Below are 22,956 nucleotides of genomic sequence, written 5' to 3' on the forward strand. Positions count from 1 at the left end.
TCGACGGTGGAGCGCGGGGTGGCGCGGCACGGTGAACGGCCGTCCCGTCGCGGGGTGGGCGACGCGGGCGGGTGCCGTCACTGATCGGGGTCTGCCGAACGTACGGCGTGGGGGATGACCCCGGCCAGAGGACGAATCATCCTTCTTTCGCGTCGGGAGTGGACGAATCCGCCACGTCCGCGCCGCCGGTACCCGAATCGGTGCCGGTGCCGGTGCCGGTGCCGGTGCCGTCGCTGGAGCCCGTGCCGGGATCGGAGTCTTCGCCGGGATCCGAGTCCGTGCCGGGATCCGTGCCGGGGCCGGGGTGGGTGTCCGCGTCCGGGCCCTGGGCCCGCACGCGCTGGACCTGTTCGAGGGAGTCGCGCAGCTCGGTGAGCCAGTCGTCGGTGTGCCGCTGGACCAGCCGGACGCACCAGGCGAGCGCGTCGCTGCGGCTGCGGGCCACGCCCCCGGCGATCAGGGTGTCGAGGACCTGGCGTTCGGGCTGCCGCAGCCGGGTCATGACGGGCGCGGCCACGTGCGTGAACAGCGCGCGCTCCCCGTCGCACACCACACCCCAGGACACCTTGCGCCGGAACCGGTGCTCCGCGTCCCGGGCCACGGCGATCCGGGTGTCCCGGGTGCGCTCGCGGAACTCCTGGATCCGGGCGGTGACCGCCGCCTCCCGCTCGGCGGCCGAGGCGTCCCCGGCCGGCTTGGGCGCGGGGATGCGGCCGATCACGGTGATCTCCTCGCGGTCGACCGTCACCTCGGCCGGCTCCTCGAAGAGGTCGTCGGGCAGGCGGCCCGCGAACCAGCCCCTCAGCTTCTCTTTCTGCTCGTTCGTAATCATGTAATGACCATTACTCCGCAGGTACATGAACACAAGGGGTCGAGAACAAGTCCGCCGAGAGCGGAACGCGGGGGTGTGCGGAGGCATTCGGGAGCCGTGGCGGAATGTTTCAGGCCTATTAACGAAGCTATGGAAACCGGTCACCGAGTCGATCGAAGGGATCATGAAGCGCTTGCTTCCGGCGTTGGAACGTTCGAATTCCGTAACTTCTCGCCACTGATTCAATACGCAAGGTTACTGAAACCCATGGGGTCGATGTGAGTTTCGGCGGCGGACTCGGCAGACTCGCGCTCGCCGCGTTCGACACCGACCGAGCCGGACCGGCACACCCCCGAACCGAGCGGAAGGATGCACACAATGCGGAACACCGCGCGCTGGGCAGCGACCCTGGGCCTCACGGCCGCCACCGTCTGCGGATCCCTCACCGGATCCGCGCTCGCCGCCCCGGCCGCAGCGCCGACCTCCCTCTACGCCCCGTCGGCCCTCGTGCTGACCGTGGGCCACGGAGAAAGCGCGGCCACCGTCGACGCGGCCCGGGCCGTCACCCTGAACTGCGCTCCGACGCCCTCCGGCACCCACCCCGCCGCCGCCCTCGCCTGCGCCGAACTGCGCGCCGCCGGCGGCGATCTCGACGCCCTGGCGGGTCCGGGCGACGCCGTCTGCACGCGGCAGTACGACCCGGTGGTCGTCACCGTCGACGGTGTATGGCGGGGCAAGCGCGTCGCCTTCGAGCGCACCTTCTCCAACGAGTGCGTGAAGAACGCTGCCGGGAGCAGCCTCTTCGCGTTCTGAGACCGGGGTCGCGTGGTCCCCGTGGACGCCGAGAGAGGCTCGTGAAGTGGGGAGTGCGAGCCCTGACACGGGAGCAGCGTGATCCCTTACCCGGAGGCCGGCGGGCAGTGTGGGGCTGCCCGTCGGCCTCCGGTGTGTTCCTCGCACCCCGGTGCGGACGGCGGCCACCGGGAGCGGTCTAGGACCGCTCCCGGTGGCTGGTGTCGCACCAGGGGTAGCGGCGGCTGCGCCGGCAGGTGCACAGCGCGACCCGGAAGCGGTCGGAGGTGACCGTGCTGCCGTCCTCCAGTTCCACCTCGACCGGCCCCTCGACGAGCAGGGGACCCCGGCGCTGGACGCTGATCCGACAGGGCCTGTCAGCAGGGGAGTTCGGCACGGACGACCACCAGCTCCTCGTTCTCGTCGTCGGCGGTCAGCAGGCCCCGCTCCCGCAGCCAGTCCCTGCGCTCGCGCAGGACCGGGCCGAACGGGATGCGGCTGCGTCGCGTCACGGAGGCCTTGAGGCCGGACGCGCGCAGGACGGTCAGCGTGCTCGCGGGATCGCTGAGCGCGGAGTGGACCATCAGCAGCACGCCGCCGGGCCGCAGCAGCGGGGGAGCCTCGGCGCAGATCCGGTCGAGCAGGAGCCTGCCGTCACCGCCCGCGTCCCAGGCCCGGGCCGTGCCGCGGCCCGCGCGGACACCGCCCGGCGCGGGCACGTACGGCGGGTTGGACAGGATCAGGTCGAAGGACTGTCCGCGCACCGGGCCGAAGAGATTGCCCCGGTGCACCCGCACCGGCAGCCGTTCCCGCCAGGCGTTGAGGCGGGCGGAGTACACCGCGCGCCAGGACACGTCGACGGCCGTGACCCGGGTGCCGCGCCGCGCGGCCTCCAGCGCCAGCGCGCCGGTGCCGGTTCCCACGTCCAGGACGTCGGCGCCCGGCAGCAACGTTTCTTCGGACAGCGCCCCGGCCAGCAGGGCGGTGTCCTCCTGGGGGGCGTACACGCCCGGGAGTACGAGAGGGTTCACCGTGACCAAGTACCCCGACATTCACGAAATATGGGATTTTTCGCGATCGGGGAGGGGAGTGCGCAGGGAGGTCTCCCCCGCGCGCCAGGCGGCGAGCAGACGGGCCGCGAGGCGGTCCTCCAGGTACCCGGTGGCGTCGAGGCCGAAGGTGATGTCGGGGGCCAGGTGGGGTTCCTCGTCCAGCAGACCGCCGATGACGTCGTGGCGCACCACCTGCTCGTGCACGGCGTCGGCCTCGACGTGCTCGTCGTAGAAGTGCTCGGCGGCGGGACCCGCGGCCACGCGGCGCATCGCCTGCGCGAGCCGCCGCGAACCGGGCGAGGACGTGATCTCGACCGCCGCGAAGTGGCCCACGAGGGCGCCCCTGAGGGAGCGGTGCAGGCCGAAGAGGGACATCAGGTTGACGGTGGCCAGCGTCTCGGCGCACCCGGCGTCCAGGTAGCGGCCATAGGTGGTGTCCAGGTCCAGGTCCGTCATCAGGTCCGCGAACAGCCGCGCGTGGACGCGCTCGGGGCGACCGCCACCCCACTCGTCGAACTCGACCGCGGCCATGGCGGCCTTGGCCCGGCCCCACAGCCGCGGCAGGACCCAGGCGTGCGGGTCCGCCTCCTTGAGGTGGTACAGGGAGCGCTGGACCGCGTACTCGCGCACCTGCCACAACTCACCCTCGGCCGCGAGGAAATGACTGACGCCCGTGCCCTCGACGGGCTCGACGAGCAGCTCGGCGAGCCCGTCCTCGACGGAGTCGTGGAGCGGTGTGTCCTCGCGCAGGGCGGTGAGGAACCGGTGCTCCAGCGCGGCCCGCACCCGCAGCAGATCGGGGTCCCACTCCCGCTCCGGGGCCACACCCGCGAAACCGCGGTAGTGCAGCTCGTAGCAGAGGTACAGCGCCAGCTGGAGATCGTCGCCGTACGCGGACGCGGCGGCGACCGTTCGCGCCGCCGGAAGCGCGTCGGAGCCCGCGAGATATCCGCGGACGGCCGCGGACACCGGGCCACGGGCGGCCGGCAGCTGTGGTCCATGGGGGTCGTGTGCCATGCGCGCCGGGTACCCCCGGAACACCGGACCACCCACCCGAACACCGGACCACCTGCCCGAACACGGGATCACCGGCCTGGACGTGGGGCCACAGGCCCGGACGCGGGGCCACCGGCCTCGGCTCGGGTACGAGCGCCGTCACCCACTCGGCCCGCCCCCGGCCCACTCGGCCCGCCCCCGGCCCACTCGGCCCGCCCCCGGCCCACTCGGCCCGCCCCCGGCCCACTCGCCCCGCCCCCGGCTTCCCGGCCCGGGCGGTGGTCTCGGTGTGGCGTGGGTGACTTTCCGGCGGGTGCGGGGCGGGGCCGGTCGGGGTTCGGGTCGGTCAGGGGCCCTGCTGGGCGAGGCGTAGGGGTACCGGGTCCGGCGGGGCCTCTTCCGCCTCGTCGTCGGTGAGGCGGGTGGCTTCGGCCCACCAGGCCGGGCCGTCCTCCATGTGCCGCAGCATGACGCCCTCGCGGATCGCCCACGGGCAGACGGTGACCGAGGTCAGTCCGGTGAGCTTCATCGCCGTGTGCCCGATCACCGCGCCCGCCAGGCTCTGCGCGGCGCGCGGCGCGGAGATACCGGGCAGCCGGGCGCGCTCGGAGGCGGGCAGGGCGGCCAGGGTGGAGACGGCCTCGCGCAGGTCGCGGCGGCGCAGGGTGCGGTCCATGAACGGACCGTGCCGCCCGGGGGCGGCCCCGCACAACCGGCCGAGCTGCTGGAAGGTGCGGGAGGTGGCGACCGCCGTACGCGGCCCCTCCCAGCGGACCCGGGCGGCCACGTCCCTGAGCTGGTGGCGGATCCGGCGCCGGGCCGCCCGGAGCGCCTCCGGCGACGGCGGGCCGTGGTCGGCGAAGAATTCGTGGGTGAGCCGGCCCGCCCCGAGGGGCAGCGAGGCGACGAAGTCCGGCAGCCGGCCCCGGCCGAAGGCCACCTCGAAGGAGCCGCCGCCGATGTCCAGCAGGGCGAGCGGACCGCAGCGCCAGCCCATCCAGCGGCGGGCCCCGAGGAACGTCAGCTCGGCCTCCACCTCACCCGGCAGCGTGCACAGCGCGACACCGGTGCGGGCCCGGACCGTGCGCAGCACCTCGCGCCGGTTGGGCGCCGAGCGCACCACGGCGGTCGCGAAGGCCAGCGGTCCCGCCGCGCCCCACCGGTCCGCCGTCCTGGCCGCCGCTGCGACCGCCCGGACGAGTTGTTCCACGGATGCTTCCGGGAGCGGGTCACCGGGCGCGACCTGCTCGGAGAGTCTCAGTCGCCACTTGGCGGTGTGGACCGGCAGCGGGACTCCTCCCGCCGCGTCCGCCACCACCAGCCGCACGGTGTTCGACCCCACGTCCAGCACGCTTATTCTCATGGACCGCGAGTACCCAGGGCTAAACCTGCGGGCGCCCCGTCTCCACAGGTCTGCCACGGATCCTGGCCGACGCGGATCCGGGCCGGGACGCGGATCCGGGCCGACACACAGAGGGGCCGCCGTCCTTCGCGGACGGCGGCCCCTCTCCCTGGTGCGGGTCCTGCGGAGGGTCCGTCACATGTGGACCACCGGGGCCGCGTCGGCGTCCTGCTGCGGAACCCCGCGGCGGAAGAGCAGGAACGCGATGACCGCGCCCGCCGCGAAGAAGACGGCCGACCACCAGAACGCGGTGGTGTAGCTCTCGATGGTCGCCTGGGCCTGGACCAGCTTGTCCGCCGGGTTCTTGCCCACCAGGAAGTCGGCGGCGGCGCTCGCGGCCAGCGTGTTCAGCAGCGCCGTACCGATCGAACCGCCCACCTGCTGCATGGCGTTGACCGTGGCGGAGGCCACGCCCGCGTCCTCGGCGGCGACCCCGCCGGTCGCCATCTGCATGGCGGGCGGCATGACCAGACCGAGGCCGATACCGGTGATGACCAGCTGCGGCAGCACCGCGCTGACGTAGTGGGAGCCGACGCCGATCCCGGTCAGCCAGGCCATGCCCACCGCGGCGATCGCGAAGCCCAGCGGGATGACCGCCTTCGGGCCGAGCCGGGGCACCAGGGCCGTGGTGCCGATCTGCGCCGCCACCATGAGCGCGCCGACCATCGGCAGGAACGCCACACCCGTCTTCGTCGGGCTGAAGCCCAGGTTCAGCTGGAGGTAGTAGGTGAGGAAGAGGAACACGCCGAACATGCCGGCGCCGGAGATCAGCACGGCCAGGAACGAGGCCGCCCGGTTGCGGTCGAGGAGGATGCGCAGCGGCAGCAGCGGGTGCGCGGCCCGGGTCTGCCACCAGGTGAAGGCCGCCAGCAGCGCCCCGCCCGCGAGCAGGAAGCCCCAGGTCTGCGGCGATTCCCAGTCGTGGGTCTCCGCGTTGGAGAAGCCGTACACCAGGGAGAAAAGACCGGCGGCGACCAGGACCGTACCCGGCACGTCCAGCTTGGAGTTCTCCGCGTCGCGGTGGTTGGACAGCAGCAGCCAGCCGCCCGCGAAGGCGACGACGGCGATGGCCACGTTGACGTAGAGCGTCCAGCGCCAGTCGAGCGCGTCGGTCAGGATGCCGCCGAGCAGCAGGCCCACCGCGCCGCCCGCGCCGGCGATGGCGCCGTAGACGCTGAACGCCTTGGCGCGCTCCTTGGCGTCGGTGAACGTGGTGTTGAGCAGCGAGAGGGCGGCGGGCGCGAGGAGCGCGCCGAAGGCGCCCTGCAGTGCGCGTGCGGTGACCAGCATCTCGAAGTTGGTCGCGGCGCCGCCGAGCGCGGAGACGGCGGCGAAGCCGACGACCCCGATCAGGAAGGCCGTCTTCCGGCCGAAGAGGTCGGCTATCCGGCCGCCGAGCAGCAGCAGGGAGGCGAACGCCAGCGCGTACGCGGTGACGATCCACTGCCGGTTGCCGTCGGAGAAGCCGAGGTCGGCCTGGGCGGAGGGGAGGGCGATGTTCACGATGGTGGCGTCCAGCACCACCATCAGCTGGGCCAGGGCGACGACCGCGAGGATCCACCACTTCTTGGCGGATGCTGCGGACGGCCCCTGGTCGGCGCCCGTGCGGGGGCCGTCCGTCAAGGTCTTCGAGGACATGGGGAACCACTCCAGGGACGTACGTGAGGGCAAAGAAAACGTAAACGAAACGGTTTCGTACACATCGAGGCTAGACCAGTTTCAGCGAAACGGCAAAGTTTCGTTAGTGAGGTGCCCGGAGGTGTGTCCGAGAGGGCGTCCGCAGCGGCGCCGGGGGAGTGGCCGAGGGGGCCCAGGGTGCCCGCAGGAATGCCCACGGGGGTGCCCTCAGGGATGCGCACGAGGTGCCCGCAGGAATGCCCCGGGTCCCCGGCCGTCTCCGGAACCGCCGGAGCGAGGCGCTAGGCCAGCTGCCGTCGCACCAGTTCGTGCAGGCGTCCGCCGGTGTCCGCGAGCAGCTGGGCGGGCGGGCCCTGCTGGGCGATCTTGCCGTCTTCCATCACCACGACCCGGTCGGCGTCCATCACCGTCGACAGGCGGTGCGCGATGACGACCCGGGTGGCGTTGAGCTTGCGGGTGCTCTCGATGACCGTGCGCTGGGTCTCGTTGTCGAGGGCGCTGGTCGCCTCGTCGAAGAACAGGATGCGGGGCCGGCGGATCAGCGCCTGGGCGATCATCAGCCGCTGGCGCTGGCCGCCCGAGACCGACCCGCTGCCCGAGACGATCGTGTGCAGCCCCATCGGCATGCGCCTGATGTCCTCGGCGAGACCGGCGAGCTCCGCGGCCGCCATCGCCTCCTCCGGCGTGTAGGCCTCGGTGCCGCAGATGACGTCCAGCAGGGAACCGGTGAACGGCTGGGCGTGCTGGAGCACCACCCCGCACTGCCGGCGCACCGCCGACCGGTCCAGCGCCGCCAGGTCCTGCCCGTCGTACAGCACGCTGCCCGAGACCGGTCTGTCGAAGCCGATGAGCAGCCTGAGCAGGGTCGACTTCCCGCACCCGCTCGGGCCGACGATCGCCACGAACTCGCCCGGCCGCACCTCGAAGGAGACGTCGTCGAGGACGAGGGGACCGTCGTCGGAGTAGCGGAAGGACAGCCGGCGGGCCTCGAGCGCGCCGGTCAGCGGGCCGGGGCGGGTGTTCGCCGTGCGGACCTCCGGCGTCGCCTCCAGCACCGGCCGGATCTCCTCGAACAGCGGCAGCGCGGCCACCGCCGAGACGAAGGCGCCGGTCAGCGAGGTCACCGAGGTGAGCAGCATCGTCATGGACGTGTTGAAGGTGAGGAAGTCCGCCGCCGACAGCGCGCCCCGGGCCGGACCCGCCAGCAGCATGAACATCAGCAGGGAACACAGCGGCAGATACACCGAGCCCAGCACCGTGTTGAGGTTCTTGATCCGGCCGAGGCGCTGCTGGAGCTCCCGGCTGCGCGCGAACTGCGCAGCCCAGGCCGCGTAGGCGTAGTTCTCGGCGGCCGCCACCCGCAGCTTCGGCAGCCCCCGCAGGGTCTGGAAGGCCTGGTTGTTGAGCTTGTTGGAGAGCACCACGAGCCGCCGCTGCCAGCGCACCTGCCACAGCCCGAGTGCCAGGAACACGGACCCGATGACGACGAGCGTGCCGATCGCGGCGAGCGCCATCGGCACGCTGTACCAGAGCAGCAGCCCCAGGTTCATCGCCCCGACGGTGACGGACTGCGCGACCGAGGGGCCGAGTCCCGCCAGCAGCCTGCGGATCGCGCTGATGCCCATGGCGGCACTCGCCAGCTCGCCCGTGGAACGCTCGGCGAAGAACTTCGTCGGCAGCCTGAGCAGCCGGTCCCACACCGCCGGCTGGAGCGTCGCCTCGATCCGCCCCTCCAGGCGCAGCACGGTCAGGTTCTGGAGCAGCATGAACGCCGCGGCCACCACGCCGCTGACCATCACCGCCAGACACACCTGCACGATCAGCCCTTCCTGGGCCCTCGGCACGTACTCGCCCAGCACCTTGCCGGTCGCGATCGGCACCAGCGCCCCGATCACCACCGTCACCAGCCCGCTGAGCAGCAGGTTCGTCAGATCCCCCGTTGTGCCCCGCATGCTGAACCGCAGCAGGCCGAGGGGGCCGAGGCCCTGTTCCGGCAACGGACGGTAGAACATGACCGCCCGCGGCTCGAACTCCGCCGCGTTGGCCTTCTCGACCGGGGTCTCGCGCCCCGTCGCGGGATGCACGGCGACATAACCGCCGCGCCGCCACAGCAGCGCGACCGGCGCCCCGGACAGGGCCCGGTGTCCGACCAGCGGCCCCACGTCGTCCCGCCACCACCGGCCGTCCAGACGTACGGCCCGGGCGCGCACCCGCGAGGCGAGGGCGACCCGTTCCACCGGGTCCAGCCGGTCGCTGTCGGAGCCGGTGCCCGTTCGCGAGGGTTCGGCGAGGGTGATCCCGGCGGCCCGGGCGACGAGCCGGCACGCCGCGTAGGTGGCGTCGGCGTCGGCCGCCGTGGCGCGCCGGTCCGTGCCCCTGCCGTCGCGCTCGCCCCGGCCGCTCCTGCCGATCGACGCGAGCAGCGTGCGGTCGGCCTGGGCGCGGACCGCCTCACCGGCCTTGATCCCGGCGGCCGTGCGCGTCTCGTGGGTGTGCTCCAGCTGCTCGATCCAGCGGTCCAGCGTGGTCAGCAGCCGGTACTGCTGGTCGACCATGCTCTGCCATACCGCGGGGTCCATCAGCAGGTCGGCGGCCGCCTCCGCGCCGTACAGCGAGCCGTACTGCACGCTGCCCGGCGGCACCTGCATCCAGAAGACGTCGTCGTCGTCCCCCGTGCTCGAACGAACGCGCACGGGGGCGCCCCCGTCCTCCGCCGCCCGCTCGGTGGCCATCGGCGCCTGGAAGAGGATCGACAGACCGCGGCCCACACCGAGCGCCAGCGCGTACTCCAGCGGGCTCGAGGTCGGCGGCACGTACTCCGGGTTGCCGTACTCGTCGTAGGACCAGGTCTGGGTGTTCGCGGGCTGGTACAGCTCCCGCAGTCCGACGCGGTGCACGACGCAGTCGCGCGACGGACGGGCGAGGAGCGTGTGACGGGGCCCGGCGACCGGGCCGAGCAGCAGGGCGCCCGCCTCCAGCCGGCCCAAGTGATGCCAGTGGCCCTGCTGTTCGGCGTCCACCGCGAACAGGTCCAGCGCGCCGGACGCGACCAGCCACAGCACCTGGGGGCCCTCCAGATCGAGCCGGCCCGACCCGGCGCAGTCGATCCGGGTGCCCAGCTGCCCCAGCGCGGTGAGGACGACATCGCCCTCGGATACGGCGGTCATCTCATCGCTCCCTGACCAGCGCCGCGTACGGTCCGCCGCGCGCCACCAGTTCCTCGTGCCGCCCGCGCTCCACGACGGTGCCGTGCTGGAGCACGACGATCTCGTCGCTGTCGCGCACCGTGCTCAGCCGGTGGGCGATCACCACGCACGCGCAGCCGCGTCGGCGCAGGTTGTCCATCACGACCTGCTCGGTCTCCGCGTCCAGCGCGCTGGTCACCTCGTCCAGCACCAGGATGCTGGGCCGGCGCACCAACGCCCGCGCGATCTCCAGGCGTTGACGCTGACCGCCGGAGAAGTTGCGGCCGTCCTGCTCCACCCTGCTGTGGATGCCGCCGGGCCGCCGCAGGATCATGTCGTGCAACGCCGCGTCCCGGAGCGCGTCGACGACGGCCTCGTCCGGGATCGAGGGGTCCCACAGCGCCACGTTGTCGCGCACCGAACCCTCGAAGAGGAACACCTCCTGGTCGACGAAGGACACCGAGGAGGCCAGCGCCCCGCGCGGAATGTCCTCCAGCCGCTGCCCGTCCACCCTGATCACGCCCTCCCAGGGCGTGTACAGACCCGAGATCAGCCGGGACACCGTCGACTTCCCGCTGCCCGAGCCGCCGACCAGCGCCACCTGCTGCCCCGGTCCGACGGTCAGGTCGAAGCCGGTCAGCAGCGGTTTGTCCAGCGGGCTGTAACCGAAGGTGATGTTCTCCAGCTCGACATGACCGTGCAGCCGGCGCGTGGAGTCGGCGCCGGAGCGGCGGTCGTAGAGCGGGTCGGCGCGGAAGTTCTCCACGTCCTTCAGCCGTGCCACGTCCGCCGCGAAGTCCTGGATCCGGCCCGCGACCCCGTTGAGGCGGGTCAGCGGGGCGGTGAAACGGGTGACCAGAGCCTGGAAGGCGACCAGCAGGCCCACCGAGATGTGGCCCTCGATCGCCCGCATGCCGCCGATCCACAGGATCAGCGCGCTGTTGAGCGTCGCGAGCGTCGGCGCGACCACGCCCAGCCAGGCGCTCGGCACCCCGAGCCGCTGCTGCTCCTCCAGCGTGGTGGCGTGCTGCCCGGCCCACTTGCGGAAGTACCCCTCCTCGCCGCCGGTCGCCTTCATCGTCTCGATCAACTGAAGGCCGGTGTAAGCCGTGTTGGTGAGCCGGGCGTTGTCCGCGCGCAGCTTCGCCGTGCGGGTCGCGCGCATCCGGACGACGATCCGCATCGCGACGATGTTCAGCAGCGCCACCCCGATCCCGACGAACGTCAGCTGCGGGTCGTAGGTGTAGAGGAGGACCGCGTACAGGACGACGACGATCGCGTCCACGCCCGCCGAAGCCAGGTCGCGGGCCAGCGTCTCGGCGACCGCGTCGTTCGACTGGAGCCGCTGGACCAGGTCGGCCGGGCTGCGCTGGGAGAAGAAGGTGACCGGCAGGCGCAGCAGATGGCGCAGGAAGCGGGCGCTGGACAGGGTCGAGGAGATGATCCGGCCGTGATGCAGATTGGCCTGCTGGAGCCAGGTCAGGGCCATGGTGAGGGCCACGCACGTGCCCATCGACACGAACAGCACGCTCAGCAGCGAGGTCTGCTGCCCGATCAGGAACATGTCGATGTAGGTCCGGCTGAGCGCCGGCACGGCCGCGCCCACCAGGACCAGCAGCAGGCTCGCCAGCACGGCCGCCGGCAAGGTGCCCGCGGTGCCCCGCAGCCGGGCCGGCATCGCGCCCAGCACCCCCGGTCTGCGTCCGCCCCGCTCGAACCCCTCGCCTGGCTCCAGCACCAGCACGACACCGGTGAAGCTGCCGTCGAAGTCCTCGATCGGCACGAAACGCCGGCCCTTGCCGGGGTCGTTGATGTACACGCCCCGGCGGCCGAGTCGACGGCCGAGACCCTCGTAGACGACGTAGTGGTTGAACTCCCAGAAGAGGATCGCGGGCGACCGCACCCCGGCGAGGGCCGTCAGGTCCATCTGCATGCCCTTGGCCGTGAGGCCGTAACCGCGGGCCGCCTTCAGCAGGTTGCTCGCCCGTGAGCCGTCCCGGGACACACCGCAGGCGATGCGCAGTTCCTCCAGCGGGATGTGCCGGCCGTAGTGCCCGAGGACCATGGCGAGCGAGGCCGCCCCGCACTCCACGGCCTCCATCTGGAGCACGGTGGGCGTGCGGACGGTCTTCGACCCGCTGCGGGGGACCGTGCGCCGGGGCGGTGCGGCACGCCGCCGGGTCCGCGGCTGCTCGGAGGTGGTCACGGGAGCAGCCAATCGACGGGACGCTGGTCGGCCAGCCGGATCGAACCGGTGGCCATGGTCATGGAGGTGAGGGCGTACGGCGGCCCGTCCGCGGAGGACCACGCGTAGCCGCTCTTCGTGGCCGAGGACCTGTCCAGCCGGACCAGGACCGCCACCGGGCGGCCGTCCTTCGTGAACTGCTCGCCCAGCTGGCTGTCACCGAGGAAGGCGGCGATCGCCTGCGCCGACTGGGCGGCGCGGTCCACCGACTTCACGTGCCCGCGCAGCACGCCGAACTCCTGTGCGGGCACGGTCTGTACGGTGAGGTCGACGGCGGCGCCCGACGCGACGGAGGCGGCGTTCTCGGCGGGGACGTACACCGTGGCGTAGAGCGGGTCGTCGGCCCCGGCGACCTTCTCCACCGCGGCGACGTTCGCGCCGGTGGAGATGATCTGCCCAATGGTGGCGGCGAGTGCGGTGATCCGGCCCGCGGCCACCGTCCGCACCACGGCGTCACCCTCCGCCGTACGCACCTTCAGCACGGGTGAGCCGGCGGGCAGCCGTTCGCCCTCCTTCGCCAGGACCGCGAGGACCTGGCCCGCGGCGGGGCTCTGGAGAATGTAGCTGCCCTCTCCGTGGGTGAGGACGGCGGGCGCGCTCACCGTGGAGGCGACCGAACCGGTCACCGCCCACACGGACGCGGCGGCCATGACGGCCACGGTCACGGACAGCACCAGCCAGCCCTGGGGGCGCGCGAAACGCACCGGCAGGTCGAGTTCCTCCGGCGACTGGAGCTTGGCTAGGGCCTGTTGGCGGAACTGCACGGGCCTACCTCGGGAGTTTCAGGACGCCGACGAGTCCCGGAGCCGGGTGACGGCTCCGGGACTCAAAGGGTCACGAAGGGTGCGATCAGAGACCGGCGACCAGGTTGGTGACCGGGGCCGTGTTCAGGCCGGTGACACCCTCGACCGTGCCGACGACCGTGTTGACCAGGCCGGAGACCGGGGCCACGCCGTCCACCAGGCCGGTGACGGTGCCGACGGCGTTCAGGGACAGACCGCCGGAGACGTTGTCCAGCTCGGCGTCGGAGATCTCGACGGTCTCAACCTGGGGGGTGGAGTTCATGGTGGAACTTCCCTTCACATGGATAGCTCATCAGGGGGGAGCGGCCCCCTCTGGGGACAGACGACGGCCGCGAGCACGGGCACCGGGCACCCGTTTCCGGGAGACCGCGGTGACCCTGCGGTGCGATGGATCAAAGCAGGTCCGCGGTCGGGGCAGCCAATCAATCACCGCGTTCACCTGGGTACTTGTGTCACCGGCGTGGGAAACGGTGCGCGCGCGCCCACCACTTGTCGGCGACTTCTTCACAGCACGGGCGGGATCCGCGCGGACGCACGCCCGGCGCCGGCGTGGCGAATCCGACACTCCCGCCCCAAAGGCGTGGCGGGCGCCCGGCGGTTGTGCAGAACCCCTGCGCGCGGTGACCCGCTTGGGCATTCGATGTGCAGATTCTCGGAAGTGGGGATTCGGCCCATGAGCATGCACGGAAAGTCACGGTGCGGATGCGTGGAGTGTCGGTCCGGGAAGGGCCGGTCGGCGTCGCACATAGCGGACGCACAGATCCGCAACCGCTTTCGGGGGCCGCGCTTCACCGGTACCGCTCGGTTCAGGACATCCGAATCGGTCACCGCCCGCGGGAACGAAGTCGGCCGGCGTTCCGTCTTCCCTTTTCCGGGGTCCCGCGGACGGCCGGTACGCCGGGCGCGGAAGCCCGGGCCGCGGCCGCCGCCGACAGCGTCCCCGGCAACCCTCCGCCCGCCCGCGCCGACGGCCTTGACCAGGGAGGACGCCGAACCGGCGGGGCCCGCGGGCCACTTCGGCGAACCGGCCGGGAGAGGGGGCCCGGGGCGCCGGGGCGACCGAAGGGATCCGGTCGGCTCCGGCGGCCGTCGTCGCCCTGTGGGCGATCGTTCCCGGGGGCGCGAGGTCGGAGTCCGGTCATGGCCGATTCACGTTTGAGCAAAGGACGTTGGCAAACGCGATTGAACGCACCCCTCGACCCCTGCGTACTCATGGCCAACCAGGCGCCGCTGTACGGAGCTGCCGGACCCCGGCAGCCAGACCCCGTCCCCCAGGAGGTCGAGTTTTTTGAGTCACAAGCGAGTTACGAAGCGCAAGGCCATCATCGCCGCGGGCGGTGTGGCCGCGCTCGGAGCGGCAGCCATCCTGCTTCCCCAGGCCAACGCCTCCCAGGACGGCGGTTCCGACAACGCCGCCACGGTGAAGACGCTCAAGGCGGGCGACGCCTCGGACCTCGCCGCACAGCTCGAGAAGCTGCTCGGTGACGCCTTCGCCGGCTCGTACTACGACAACGAGGGCAAGCAGCTCGTCGTCAACGTCATCAACGTCGAGGGCGATGACATCGACATCGACGGCGACGAGAACCAGGTCATCGTGCAGGCCGAGAAGGCGGGCGCCAAGATCCGCCAGGTCGACAACAGCACCGCCGAACTCGAGGCGGCCGCCCGGACGCTGAAGAAGGAGGCGACCGTCCCGGGCACCGCCTGGGCCGTCGACCCCAGGACGAACAAGATCCTCGTCACCGCCGACTCCACGGTCACCGGCACCAAGTGGGACCAGATCGAGTCGACCGTCAAGACCCTCGGCGCCGGCATGGCGACGATCCAGAAGTCGGCCGGCACCTTCACCACGAAGGTCGCCGGAGGCGACGCGATATTCGGCGGCGGGGCACGCTGCTCCCTCGGCTTCAACGTGACGGCGGGCGACGGCTCCCCGGCCTTCCTGACGGCCGGTCACTGCGGGGTCGCGGCCGAGCAGTGGTCCGACTCCGAGGACGGCGAGCCGATCGCCACCGTCGACCAGGCGACCTTCCCCGGGGACGGCGACTTCGCGCTCGTGAAGTACGACGACCCCGCCACCGTCGCGGCGAGCGAGGTCAACCTCGGCGACCAGACGCTCGCGATCACCGAGGCCGCCGAGGCGACGGTCGGCACCCAGGTCTTCCGGATGGGCAGCACCACCGGTCTCAACGACGGCCAGGTCCTCGCCCTCGACGCCACCGTGAACTACCCCGAGGGCACCGTCACGGGCCTCATCCAGACGGACGTCTGCGCCGAGCCCGGCGACAGCGGCGGCTCGCTCTTCACCCAGGAGGGCCAGGCGATCGGCCTGACCTCGGGCGGCAGCGGCGACTGCACCGTCGGCGGCGAGACCTTCTTCCAGCCGGTGACCACCGCGCTCGAGGCGGTCGGCGCGACCCTCGGCGACGGCGGCATCGGCGCCGGTGACGCGGTCGGCGGCGAGGAAGCCGGCGCGGGTGCGGTGGACGAGAACGGTGACGGCGTCGACGACAACACCGGCGAGGCCATCGTCGGCGGCGGCGAAGAGGCCGGCGCGGGTGCGGTGGACGAGAACGGTGACGGCGTCGACGACAACACCGGCGAGGCCATCGTCGGCGGCGGCGAGGAAGCCGGCGCGGGTGCGGTGGACGAGAACGGTGACGGCGTCGACGACAACACCGGCGAGGCCGTCGGGGGCGGCGGCGCGGACGAGAACGCCAATGGCCACGACCAGGGCAATGGCGCCGAGGACGGCGCGGGTGTGACCGAGTCGCACTGACCCGGCATCAGCTGAACGGTCCGACCCTCCGGCGGGGGTCGGACCGTTCGTCCGTGCCCGGCGGCGGCCCTCAGGCGTCCCCCCGCGCCCGCAGCAACAGCAGCGCCACGTCGTCCATCCGCTCGTCCGCCGCGGCGTAGGGTCCCACCAGTTCGTCGGCCAGCTCGGCCAGCGGACGGTCCCCGGCCTCGCCGAGCCGCCGCCCCAGGTCGGCGATCGCGTCCTCGATGTCGACGTCCGGCGTCTCGATGAGGCCGTCGGTGTAGAGGGCGAGGACACAGCCCTCGGTCAGCTCCACCTCCGTCGTCGGGTAGGTCGCCGAGCCGTCGATGCCCAGCAGCGGACCGCCCGCGAGGTCGAGGACCCGTACCCGGCCGTCCGCCCGGCGCAGCAGTGGCGGGGGATGCCCGGCCCGGGCCATGACGGCCCGCCCCCGGGCCGGATCCAGCCGCAGGTACAGACAGCTCGCGAACAGCTCGGAGCCCAGGTCGATCAGCAGCCGGTTGGTGCTGCGCATGACCTCCGCCGGCTCCTGCCCGACCGTCGTGTACGCGCGGACGGCGGTGCGGATCTGCCCCATCAGCCCGGCCGCGGTCACGTTGTGCCCCTGCACGTCCCCGATCACGGCCGCCGCCTGCGGATGCGAGGGCACCAGGTCGTAGAAGTCCCCGCCGATCTCCATGCCCCGCGTGGCGGGCAGATAGCGGGCCGTCGCCTCGATGCCGGGCAGCGACGGCAGCGAGTGCGGCAGCAGCGCCGCCTGAAGCCCGTGCGCCAGCTGGTGCTTGACGTCGTAGAGCAGGGCGCGGTCCAGGGCCTGCGCGATCAGCCCGGCGAGGCTGGTCAGCACCGCACGCTCGTGCGTGGAGAACGCGTGCGGTTCGGCGTAGGCCAGCACACAGGCTCCCACCGGGCGGCCGGAGGCGATCAACGGCAGGAAGGCCCAGGCGGCGAAGCCGTCCGGGGTCGAGCGCCGGGCCGGGTACAGGCGCTCCAGGTGCTGCCGGGAGTCGAAGAACGCCGGGACGCCGTGGGCGACCGCGTGCGCGCCCGGCGTCGGGGAGGACATCGGCGTCCGGTCGAACCGCTCCACGACCCGCGGGTCGGGGTAGCCGTGGTGCCCGAGCACGTGCAGCCGACCGCCCCGGGTGCCGAGCAGCGCCAGCGCCTGACTGCCCACCGCCGGCGCGATCTCGTCCGCCACCAGTCCCACCACGTCCTGCACGCTCACCGTCTCGGTGAGTGCCCCGGCCATGCTCAGCGCCTGGGACATCGACACCAGCCGGGTCGGTGCGTCGCCCGAGCGGGGATCGGACGGGCTCATCTCCGACACCGCCCGGGCCCGGCTGATCCGCACACTGATCCCGGTGGTGCTCGGATACAGCCGGAGGGACAGCCACTGCGAGGGCGGGCGCAGCGCCACGAACGAGGTGGCCTCCTGGCTGAGCAGCGCGGCCCGGTAGCGCTCCTCGTACAGAGGATCGTTCAGCCAGGGGACTGCCGCCCACAACTGTGAACCCAACAGCCCGCTCACCGGGACGCCGAGCAGCTCGGCCGCCGCCTCGTTCGCGAAGCCGACCCGTCCGCTCAGATCCAGGGAGCACATCCCGTACGGCAGCCGCGCCACCATCCGGGCCGCCTCGAGCGTGCCGAGCGTGTCGGAGACGCCGCCGAGCGGGCCCGCGTCCAGCACATCGGACTCGGCCCGCACCTGGCGGTTGTTCGACGCGGCGCGCTCCAGGCGCACCGCGAGCCGCTCGCAGGCCGACGTCAGCTCCTGGCGCTCCCGGTCGGACAGCTCCGGCGGGTGCGAGCCGGGCCAGGTCACGTAGACCGCGCCGTACACCCGGGACGCGGTCGCCACCGGCAGCGCCGCCAGCGCGAAGGGATACGGCAGGACGACGGCGATCCGCGGATACCGTCGGGCCATCTCCTCCTCCCCGCCCACCCACACCAGCCGCCGCTCGCGCACCGCCTCGGCGACCGGGATCGGCGCGCTCAGGCCCACCCGCTCCCAGGGCGCCGCGAAGGACCGGGGCAGCCCCGCCATCACCGCCATCTCCAGCAGCGGCTCGTCGCCCGGCCGCAGATACACGGCACCCGAGTGCGCCCCGACGGCGTCCATCATCGACGTCAGCGACAGCGAGAGCAGCGGTCGGCCGACCGGCGCCCATTCGGTCGCAGGTGCCTGACCGGACGACTTCTGCCCGTCCGACACGGCGACCACCTCCTCGCCCGGCGCCGCGCGCGAGCCTCAGGGTCCAAATCTGCCCCCTGGCGGCCCGGTGCGCACGGCGAGCGACGCGCCCGCGGCGGGCCGCCGCCCTACCCCGTCGGGTCATCCTCATGCCCCCTCGGCCGAAGCGCGCGACGGCGTACGGGCGCCCCGCGTGCGCCCCCGCGCATCCCGATGGCCGGATCCTCGCGCTGAGATACGGTCCCGGAGCCGAAGAATGGGCACGCGTTCCACACCATGTTCAACACCACGGACAACACCACGGACAACAGCACGGACCGGTGTACGGCGAAGGCTGAAGGGGCGGCAGTGATCCGGGTTCTACTGGTGCACGACGCATGTCTGGTCAGATCGGTCCTCGCGCAGTGGCTCTCCCGGGAACCCGATCTCCGGGTGGAGGACGTCCCCTGGCGCGGCGCGGCCGTCCGCGTCGGGGCGGTGCGCCCGGACGTGTGCGCGGCGGATCTCGACTCCTCCGACGCCTACGGTCTGCCGCCACTGGGGGAGTTATGCCCGCGGGGCGGTGGCCCGGTGCCGCCCCGCCTGCTGGTGCTCGCCAGCGCGAACCGGCCGGGCCTGCTGAAACGGGCGCTGGAGGCGGGGGCGCTCGGTTACGTCGACAAGGAGGGCTCACCGGAGCAACTGCTGCGCGGCATCCGGCGGGTCGCCCGAGGGGAACGTTTCGTCAATGACTCGCTGGGCTTCGGCTTCCTCAAGGCCGCGGAGATGCCGCTGACCGGCCGGGAGCTGAGCGTGCTGACCCTCGCCGCGGAGGGGGCCTCCATCGCGGAGATCGCCGGGAACCTGCATCTGTCCCACGGGACCGTGCGCAACTACATGGCTGCCATCACCCGCAAGACCGGCGCCCGCAACCGGGTCGACGCCATCCGCATCTCCCAGGGGCAGGGCTGGCTGTGAGCCGCGCCCCGTTTCCCGGGCCCCTTCCTCTCTCCCCGCATCCCAGCCGCCGACGAGATCGCGGTACAGGGGGGAGCGGCGCTCCACCTCGTCGTGGGTCCCGTACGTGGTCCGCGGCCCGTCCATGACCAGCACCCGGTCGGCGCGCCTGGCCGAGCTGATGCGGTGGGCGACGACGACCAGGGTGCCGCCCGTCCGGGCGGCGAAGGCGCGCTCGGCGCGGGCCTCCGCCTCCTGGTCCAGGTGACTGGTCGCCTCGTCCAGCAGAGCGAGCGGGGCGTGCGACAGATAGGCGCGGGTGAGGGCGATCAGCTGGCGCTCGCCGGCCGACAGCGCCCCGGGGTCCACCCTCGCCGCCGGTCCGCCCAGCGCGTCGAGCAGCGCGGTCAGCCCGACCGCCTCGGCCGCGGCGAGCAGCTCCTCCTCCGGCACGGGGTCCGGCCGCAGGTGGGTGAGATTCTCCGCGAGGGTGTCGCTGAACACGTACGCCTCCTGCGGGATGAGCACGCGCCGGGCGGCCGCCTCGCCGCTCGGCACCGGCCGCCCGCAGACGCGTACCGTGCCGCGCACCGGTTCCAGCAGCCCCGCGACCAGCCCGGTCAGCGTGGACTTCCCGATTCCGCTCGGCCCTACGACGGCCAGATGCGCCCCGACGGGCAGGGTGAGCGTGAGGTCGTCGACGACGGGCGCGGAAGCGGGACCGTAGGCGAAGGTGAGGGAGGTCAGTGCGAGCGCGGGGTGTTCGCCGGTGGGGGTACGGCCGGGCGGCGAGGGGTGACCGGCGGACGGGGACTGGTCGGCGTATGCGCGGTGGCCCATGGATGAGGGGTGGCCGACCGGCGGGAAGTGACCGGCGGACGGGGACTTGTCGGCGGACGGCGACCGGCCGGGGGGCGGGCGGTGGTCGGCCGGCGGGGACTGGTCGGTGGACGAGGGATGGCTGGCGGACGGGGACGGGTCGGGGGACGAGGGGTGGCCGGGGGGCGGGCGGTGGTCGGCCGGCGGGAGGGGGGTGCCGGACGAGCGGGGGGTGGCGGACGAGCGGTTCGGTGTTTCGCGTGGCGGGGGCAGGGCCGGGCCGGTGTTTTCCGGCCGCCGCGTGGTGGGCGGCCGCTGGGGCCCGGTGCGCCGGTGCTGCGGGGCTGCCGTCCGGGTCTCGCCGTCGGCCGGGAGGTCCGGGGTCTCGCCGGGCGGTGCCAGCCGCCGCAGGACGACCGTCAGCCGGGAGCCGCTCGTGCCGAGGCCGTGGACCAGCGCGGTCAGGGCCGGGAGCAGGGACTGGGTGACATAGGCGAGGGCGCCGACCAGCGCGCCGGGGGTCACGCCGTGGCCAAGGAGCCAGGGGGCGCAGGCCAGCAGCAGGACCAGCGGCAGATGGCCGCCGAGCGCCAGACACGCCACGCGGGCCACGCCCCAGTGGGCCAGGGCGCGGGCGGCCCGCAGCTCGGCGTCGACGAGCGGGCCGGTGTCCCGGGTGATCCGGTCCTCCGCGCCCGCCGCCGTGATGTCGCGGAGCCCGGGGACGACGACGCCCAGGTGCCCCGCCAGGGCCTCGTCGGCGGCGAGGAACGCCTCCTGCCGCCGGGCCAGCGGACGCAGGGTCACCGCGAACAGGCCCACGCCGGCGGCGAGCGGCGGCACGACCACCAGCAGGAGCCGCGGCGCGAGGGCCGTCAGGCCGAAGAGCGCGCCGGCGGACGTGAACACGAACGAGCGCGACACCATCACCAGGCCCGCGAAGCTGTCCCGCGCGATCTCCACCTGCTGGGTGAGCCCGGACAGCGCACCGCCGTCCGCCTCCCGCACCCCCCGCCGCACCACGCGGGTGACCAGCCGGTCCCGCAGCGGTTCCACCAGCGCGGCGACCGCCCCGTAGACCCGGCCGGTCCCGTAGGCGCCCACGAGCACGCCGAGCCCCGCCACCGCCAGCCACCACAGCCCCACCGCGGACCGCCCGGCCAGGAACCCGTCGTCCAGCGCGCGCGCCAGGGCGTAGCCGAGCAGGAAGGTCTGCCCGGTCTCCAGCACCGACCAGCCCGCGAGCCGCAGAACGGCCCGCCGTCGTTCCCCCAGGAAGCGGAGCCCCCTGGCCCCGAGCCCTCCCCTGCCGCCCGCCCGGCTCACCGCCACCCCTCCGGCCCGGCCCCGGCCTCAGTTGGCGCCCCGGCCCCGGTTTCGGTCCGCGTAGCGGCCCTGGTTCCGGCCTCGGCTTCGGTCCGCGCCCCGGGGCCGGCCCCGGTCCCGGCTTCGGTCCGCGCACCGCTCCCGGCCCCGGCCTCGGTCCGCGCACCGCTCCCGGCCCCGGTCCCGGCCTCAGTTACCGCCCCGGCCCCGGCCCCGGCCTCCGCCCGTGCCCCGCCCCCGGCGGTCGTGCCGAATACCGCGCGGTATTCGGGCCGGCGCCACAGTTGTGCATGTGGTCCCACCGCGCGCACCCGGCCGGCGTCCAGCCAGGCCACCGTGTCGGCGCGGGCGGCCGTGGAGGCGCGGTGGGCGACCACGAGACGGGTGGCCGTCGTGCGGCCGAACACGGACCGGGTGACCTGGCGTTCGGTGATCGTGTCGAGGCTGGAGAGGGCGTCGTCGAGGATGAGCAGCCGGCCGCCGTGGGCGAACGCGCGGGCCAGGCCGAGACGCTGGGCCTCGCCGCCGGAGTGCGGGGCCTGCGCGCAGGGTGTGGCGTAGCCGTGCGGCAGGCGGCGGACGAAGTCGTCGGCGCAGGCGGCGCGGGCGGCTTCCCGGACCCGATCCGGGGAGGCCCTGCCGAGCGAGACGGTGTCCTCGATCGTCGTGCCCAGCAGGGCCGGGCGGTCGAAGGCCTGGGCGATCGCGGCCCGCAGTTCGGCCCGGGGGAGATCGCGCAGTGGCACGCCGTCCAGCAGGACCTCGCCGGCGTCCGGATCGGCGAGCCGCCCCGCCAGCGCGGCCAGCAGTGACTTGCCGGTGCCGGAGCGGCCCACGAGAGCCAGGGTCGTCCCGCCCGGTACGACCAGGTCGACGCCGTCCAGCACCGTACGGCCGCCGCGACGGGCGGTCACGCCCCGCAGCTCGAGCCGGCCCGGGCCCTCCCGCGGCAGGCGGCGGTCGCCGTGGCGGGGGGCCGGTTCGCTCAGGACCTCGCCGAGGCGGGCGCCCGCCGTCCGGGCCCTGACCAGGCCGGAGAGCTGTCCGACCAGGACGCCTACGCCGGTGGCGAGGACCGCGTAGCGGGACGCGGCGAGGACGTCGCCCGGCGACAGCCGGTGCCGGGTGAGCAGCAGCCCCGCCACGGCGACGACCCCGAGGTGCAGCAACGGCGCCACCGCGGTCGCCTGCGCCGCGGCCCGGCCCTGGACCCGCCACATGCGGCGGCCCGCCCGGGACAGCTCGGGCAGCGGCCGCAGGACGCGCGCGCTGTCGCGGGCCGCGGTGCCCGCCGCGCGGATCGTGCGGGCCCCGCCGACCGCCTCGGTGAGCGCGGACGCGATCCGCCCCTGTGCCCGCTGGTACTCCGCGACGCACGCCGAGGTGTCCCGGGCGAGGGCCCGCAGCAACAGGGTCAGGACCGGCGCACCGGTCAGGAAGACGGCCGCCAGCCACGGGTCGACGACGGCCAGCGCGGCCACCGCGCCGACGGGCCCGGCGAGCGCGGCGAGCAGCGCGGCGCGGGTGCCGGGCGCCGTACCGGCCTGGGCGGCGTTGCCGACGACCCGGGCGACGAGGTCCCCGGAGCCGAAGCGGGCCGTGGCGCGCGGGCCCACGGCCAGGACGTGCCCGGTGATCCGCCGGCGCAGGAAGGCGGTGGTGCGGGCGTCGAGCGTGCCGCCGAGGACGGTCTCGCACGCGTCGAGCAGGGTCAGCAGCAGGGTGAGGGCCGCGCAGCACAGCACCCAGCGGGTCGCGGGGGAGTGGGTGAGCAGCAGATCCAGGGCCCGGCCGAGGGCCGCGGGCAGCAGCAGCGCGGCCCCGGTCGACGCCACGCTCACCAGAGCCAGCCCCACGCAGCGCGCTCCGCTGTGCCGGGTGGCCGCGCCGAGCAGCGCACCGGTCGTCCGGTCCATGGTCGTCCGGTCCATGGTCGTCCGGTCCATCGGCATCCTGCTCCCGCGCTTCCTCGGAG

At 73.6% G+C, this 22,956-nt stretch carries 14 protein-coding genes and 2 pseudogenes; 3 read left to right on the plus strand and 13 right to left on the minus strand.

The window, feature by feature from the left end; all coding sequences use genetic code 11:
* Positions 1 to 274 precede the first annotated feature (274 nt).
* Positions 275 to 832, minus strand: a pseudogene (abmR, locus tag AOQ37_RS09890) (ATP-binding transcription factor AbmR); the annotation flags it as partial.
* Positions 833 to 1,189: 357 nt separating this feature from the next.
* Between abmR and AOQ37_RS09895 the strand changes: the two are divergent.
* Complete coding sequence (locus AOQ37_RS09895; RefSeq protein WP_062643331.1) at positions 1,190 to 1,624, plus strand: protease inhibitor; 435 nt, start codon at positions 1,190 to 1,192, stop codon at positions 1,622 to 1,624.
* Between the two features lie 178 nt (positions 1,625 to 1,802).
* On the opposite strand, the gene AOQ37_RS09900 is transcribed toward AOQ37_RS09895, so the two are convergent.
* The 9 genes from AOQ37_RS09900 to AOQ37_RS09940 form a co-directional block, all read right to left on the minus strand.
* Positions 1,803 to 2,000 carry a CDGSH iron-sulfur domain-containing protein gene (locus AOQ37_RS09900; RefSeq protein WP_062643333.1) on the minus strand — a complete coding sequence of 66 codons (198 nt, stop codon included), beginning with the start codon at positions 1,998 to 2,000 and terminating at the stop codon, positions 1,803 to 1,805.
* Complete coding sequence (locus tag AOQ37_RS09905; RefSeq protein WP_107085153.1) at positions 1,981 to 2,655, minus strand: HemK2/MTQ2 family protein methyltransferase; 675 nt, start codon at positions 2,653 to 2,655, stop codon at positions 1,981 to 1,983. Before AOQ37_RS09905 ends, AOQ37_RS09900 begins: the two co-directional genes overlap by 20 nt.
* Complete coding sequence (locus tag AOQ37_RS09910) at positions 2,656 to 3,672, minus strand: iron-containing redox enzyme family protein (protein ID WP_062643613.1); 1,017 nt, start codon at positions 3,670 to 3,672, stop codon at positions 2,656 to 2,658.
* Between the two features lie 325 nt (positions 3,673 to 3,997).
* Positions 3,998 to 5,014 (minus strand): Ppx/GppA family phosphatase, encoded by a 1,017-nt coding sequence (locus AOQ37_RS09915; protein ID WP_062643334.1) that lies wholly within the window; start codon positions 5,012 to 5,014, stop codon positions 3,998 to 4,000.
* Positions 5,015 to 5,188: 174 nt separating this feature from the next.
* The gene (locus AOQ37_RS09920; RefSeq protein ID WP_062643336.1) at positions 5,189 to 6,691 is read right to left on the minus strand and encodes an MFS transporter; all 1,503 of its coding nucleotides are present in this window, start codon (positions 6,689 to 6,691) and stop codon (positions 5,189 to 5,191) included.
* Positions 6,692 to 6,972: 281 nt separating this feature from the next.
* Entirely contained in the window at positions 6,973 to 9,858 is a 2,886-nt protein-coding gene (locus AOQ37_RS09925; RefSeq protein ID WP_062643337.1) for an NHLP bacteriocin export ABC transporter permease/ATPase subunit, read from the minus strand.
* Between the two features lies 1 nt (position 9,859).
* Positions 9,860 to 12,082: an NHLP family bacteriocin export ABC transporter peptidase/permease/ATPase subunit gene (locus tag AOQ37_RS09930; protein ID WP_062643338.1), complete on the minus strand. Its 2,223-nt coding sequence runs from the start codon at positions 12,080 to 12,082 to the stop codon at positions 9,860 to 9,862.
* Positions 12,079 to 12,885, minus strand: coding sequence for an HlyD family efflux transporter periplasmic adaptor subunit (locus tag AOQ37_RS09935; protein WP_062643339.1), 807 nt, complete (start codon positions 12,883 to 12,885; stop codon positions 12,079 to 12,081). The genes AOQ37_RS09930 and AOQ37_RS09935 overlap by 4 nt, the downstream gene beginning before the upstream one ends.
* 85 nt (positions 12,886 to 12,970) lie before the next feature.
* Positions 12,971 to 13,186: a hypothetical protein gene (locus tag AOQ37_RS09940; protein WP_062643340.1), complete on the minus strand. Its 216-nt coding sequence runs from the start codon at positions 13,184 to 13,186 to the stop codon at positions 12,971 to 12,973.
* A gap of 1,026 nt (positions 13,187 to 14,212) precedes the next feature.
* Between AOQ37_RS09940 and AOQ37_RS09945 the strand changes: the two genes are divergently transcribed.
* Positions 14,213 to 15,703, plus strand: coding sequence for a S1 family peptidase (locus tag AOQ37_RS09945; RefSeq protein WP_062643342.1), 1,491 nt, complete (start codon positions 14,213 to 14,215; stop codon positions 15,701 to 15,703).
* Between the two features lie 70 nt (positions 15,704 to 15,773).
* Here the strand turns inward: AOQ37_RS09945 and AOQ37_RS09950 are convergent, their stop codons facing one another.
* Positions 15,774 to 17,930, minus strand: coding sequence for a SpoIIE family protein phosphatase (locus tag AOQ37_RS09950; RefSeq protein ID WP_062643344.1), 2,157 nt, complete (start codon positions 17,928 to 17,930; stop codon positions 15,774 to 15,776).
* Positions 17,931 to 18,248: 318 nt separating this feature from the next.
* Here AOQ37_RS09950 and AOQ37_RS38530 point away from each other — a divergent pair, with 318 nt between their 5' ends.
* Positions 18,249 to 18,857, plus strand: coding sequence for a response regulator transcription factor (locus AOQ37_RS38530; protein ID WP_234436858.1), 609 nt, complete (start codon positions 18,249 to 18,251; stop codon positions 18,855 to 18,857).
* A 306-nt stretch (positions 18,858 to 19,163) separates the two neighbouring features.
* Here the strand turns inward: AOQ37_RS38530 and AOQ37_RS41980 are convergent.
* Both AOQ37_RS41980 and AOQ37_RS09960 read right to left on the minus strand, forming a co-directional pair.
* Positions 19,164 to 20,582: pseudogene (locus AOQ37_RS41980) on the minus strand (ATP-binding cassette domain-containing protein); the annotation flags it as partial.
* 395 nt (positions 20,583 to 20,977) lie between these two features.
* The gene (locus AOQ37_RS09960; protein WP_374701489.1) at positions 20,978 to 22,927 is read right to left on the minus strand and encodes an ABC transporter ATP-binding protein; all 1,950 of its coding nucleotides are present in this window, start codon (positions 22,925 to 22,927) and stop codon (positions 20,978 to 20,980) included.
* Between the last annotated feature and the right edge of the window lie 29 nt (positions 22,928 to 22,956).

This window comes from Streptomyces maremycinicus (genome assembly GCF_001184025.1).
GTDB classification, from domain to species: Bacteria; Actinomycetota; Actinomycetes; order Streptomycetales; family Streptomycetaceae; genus Streptomyces; species Streptomyces maremycinicus.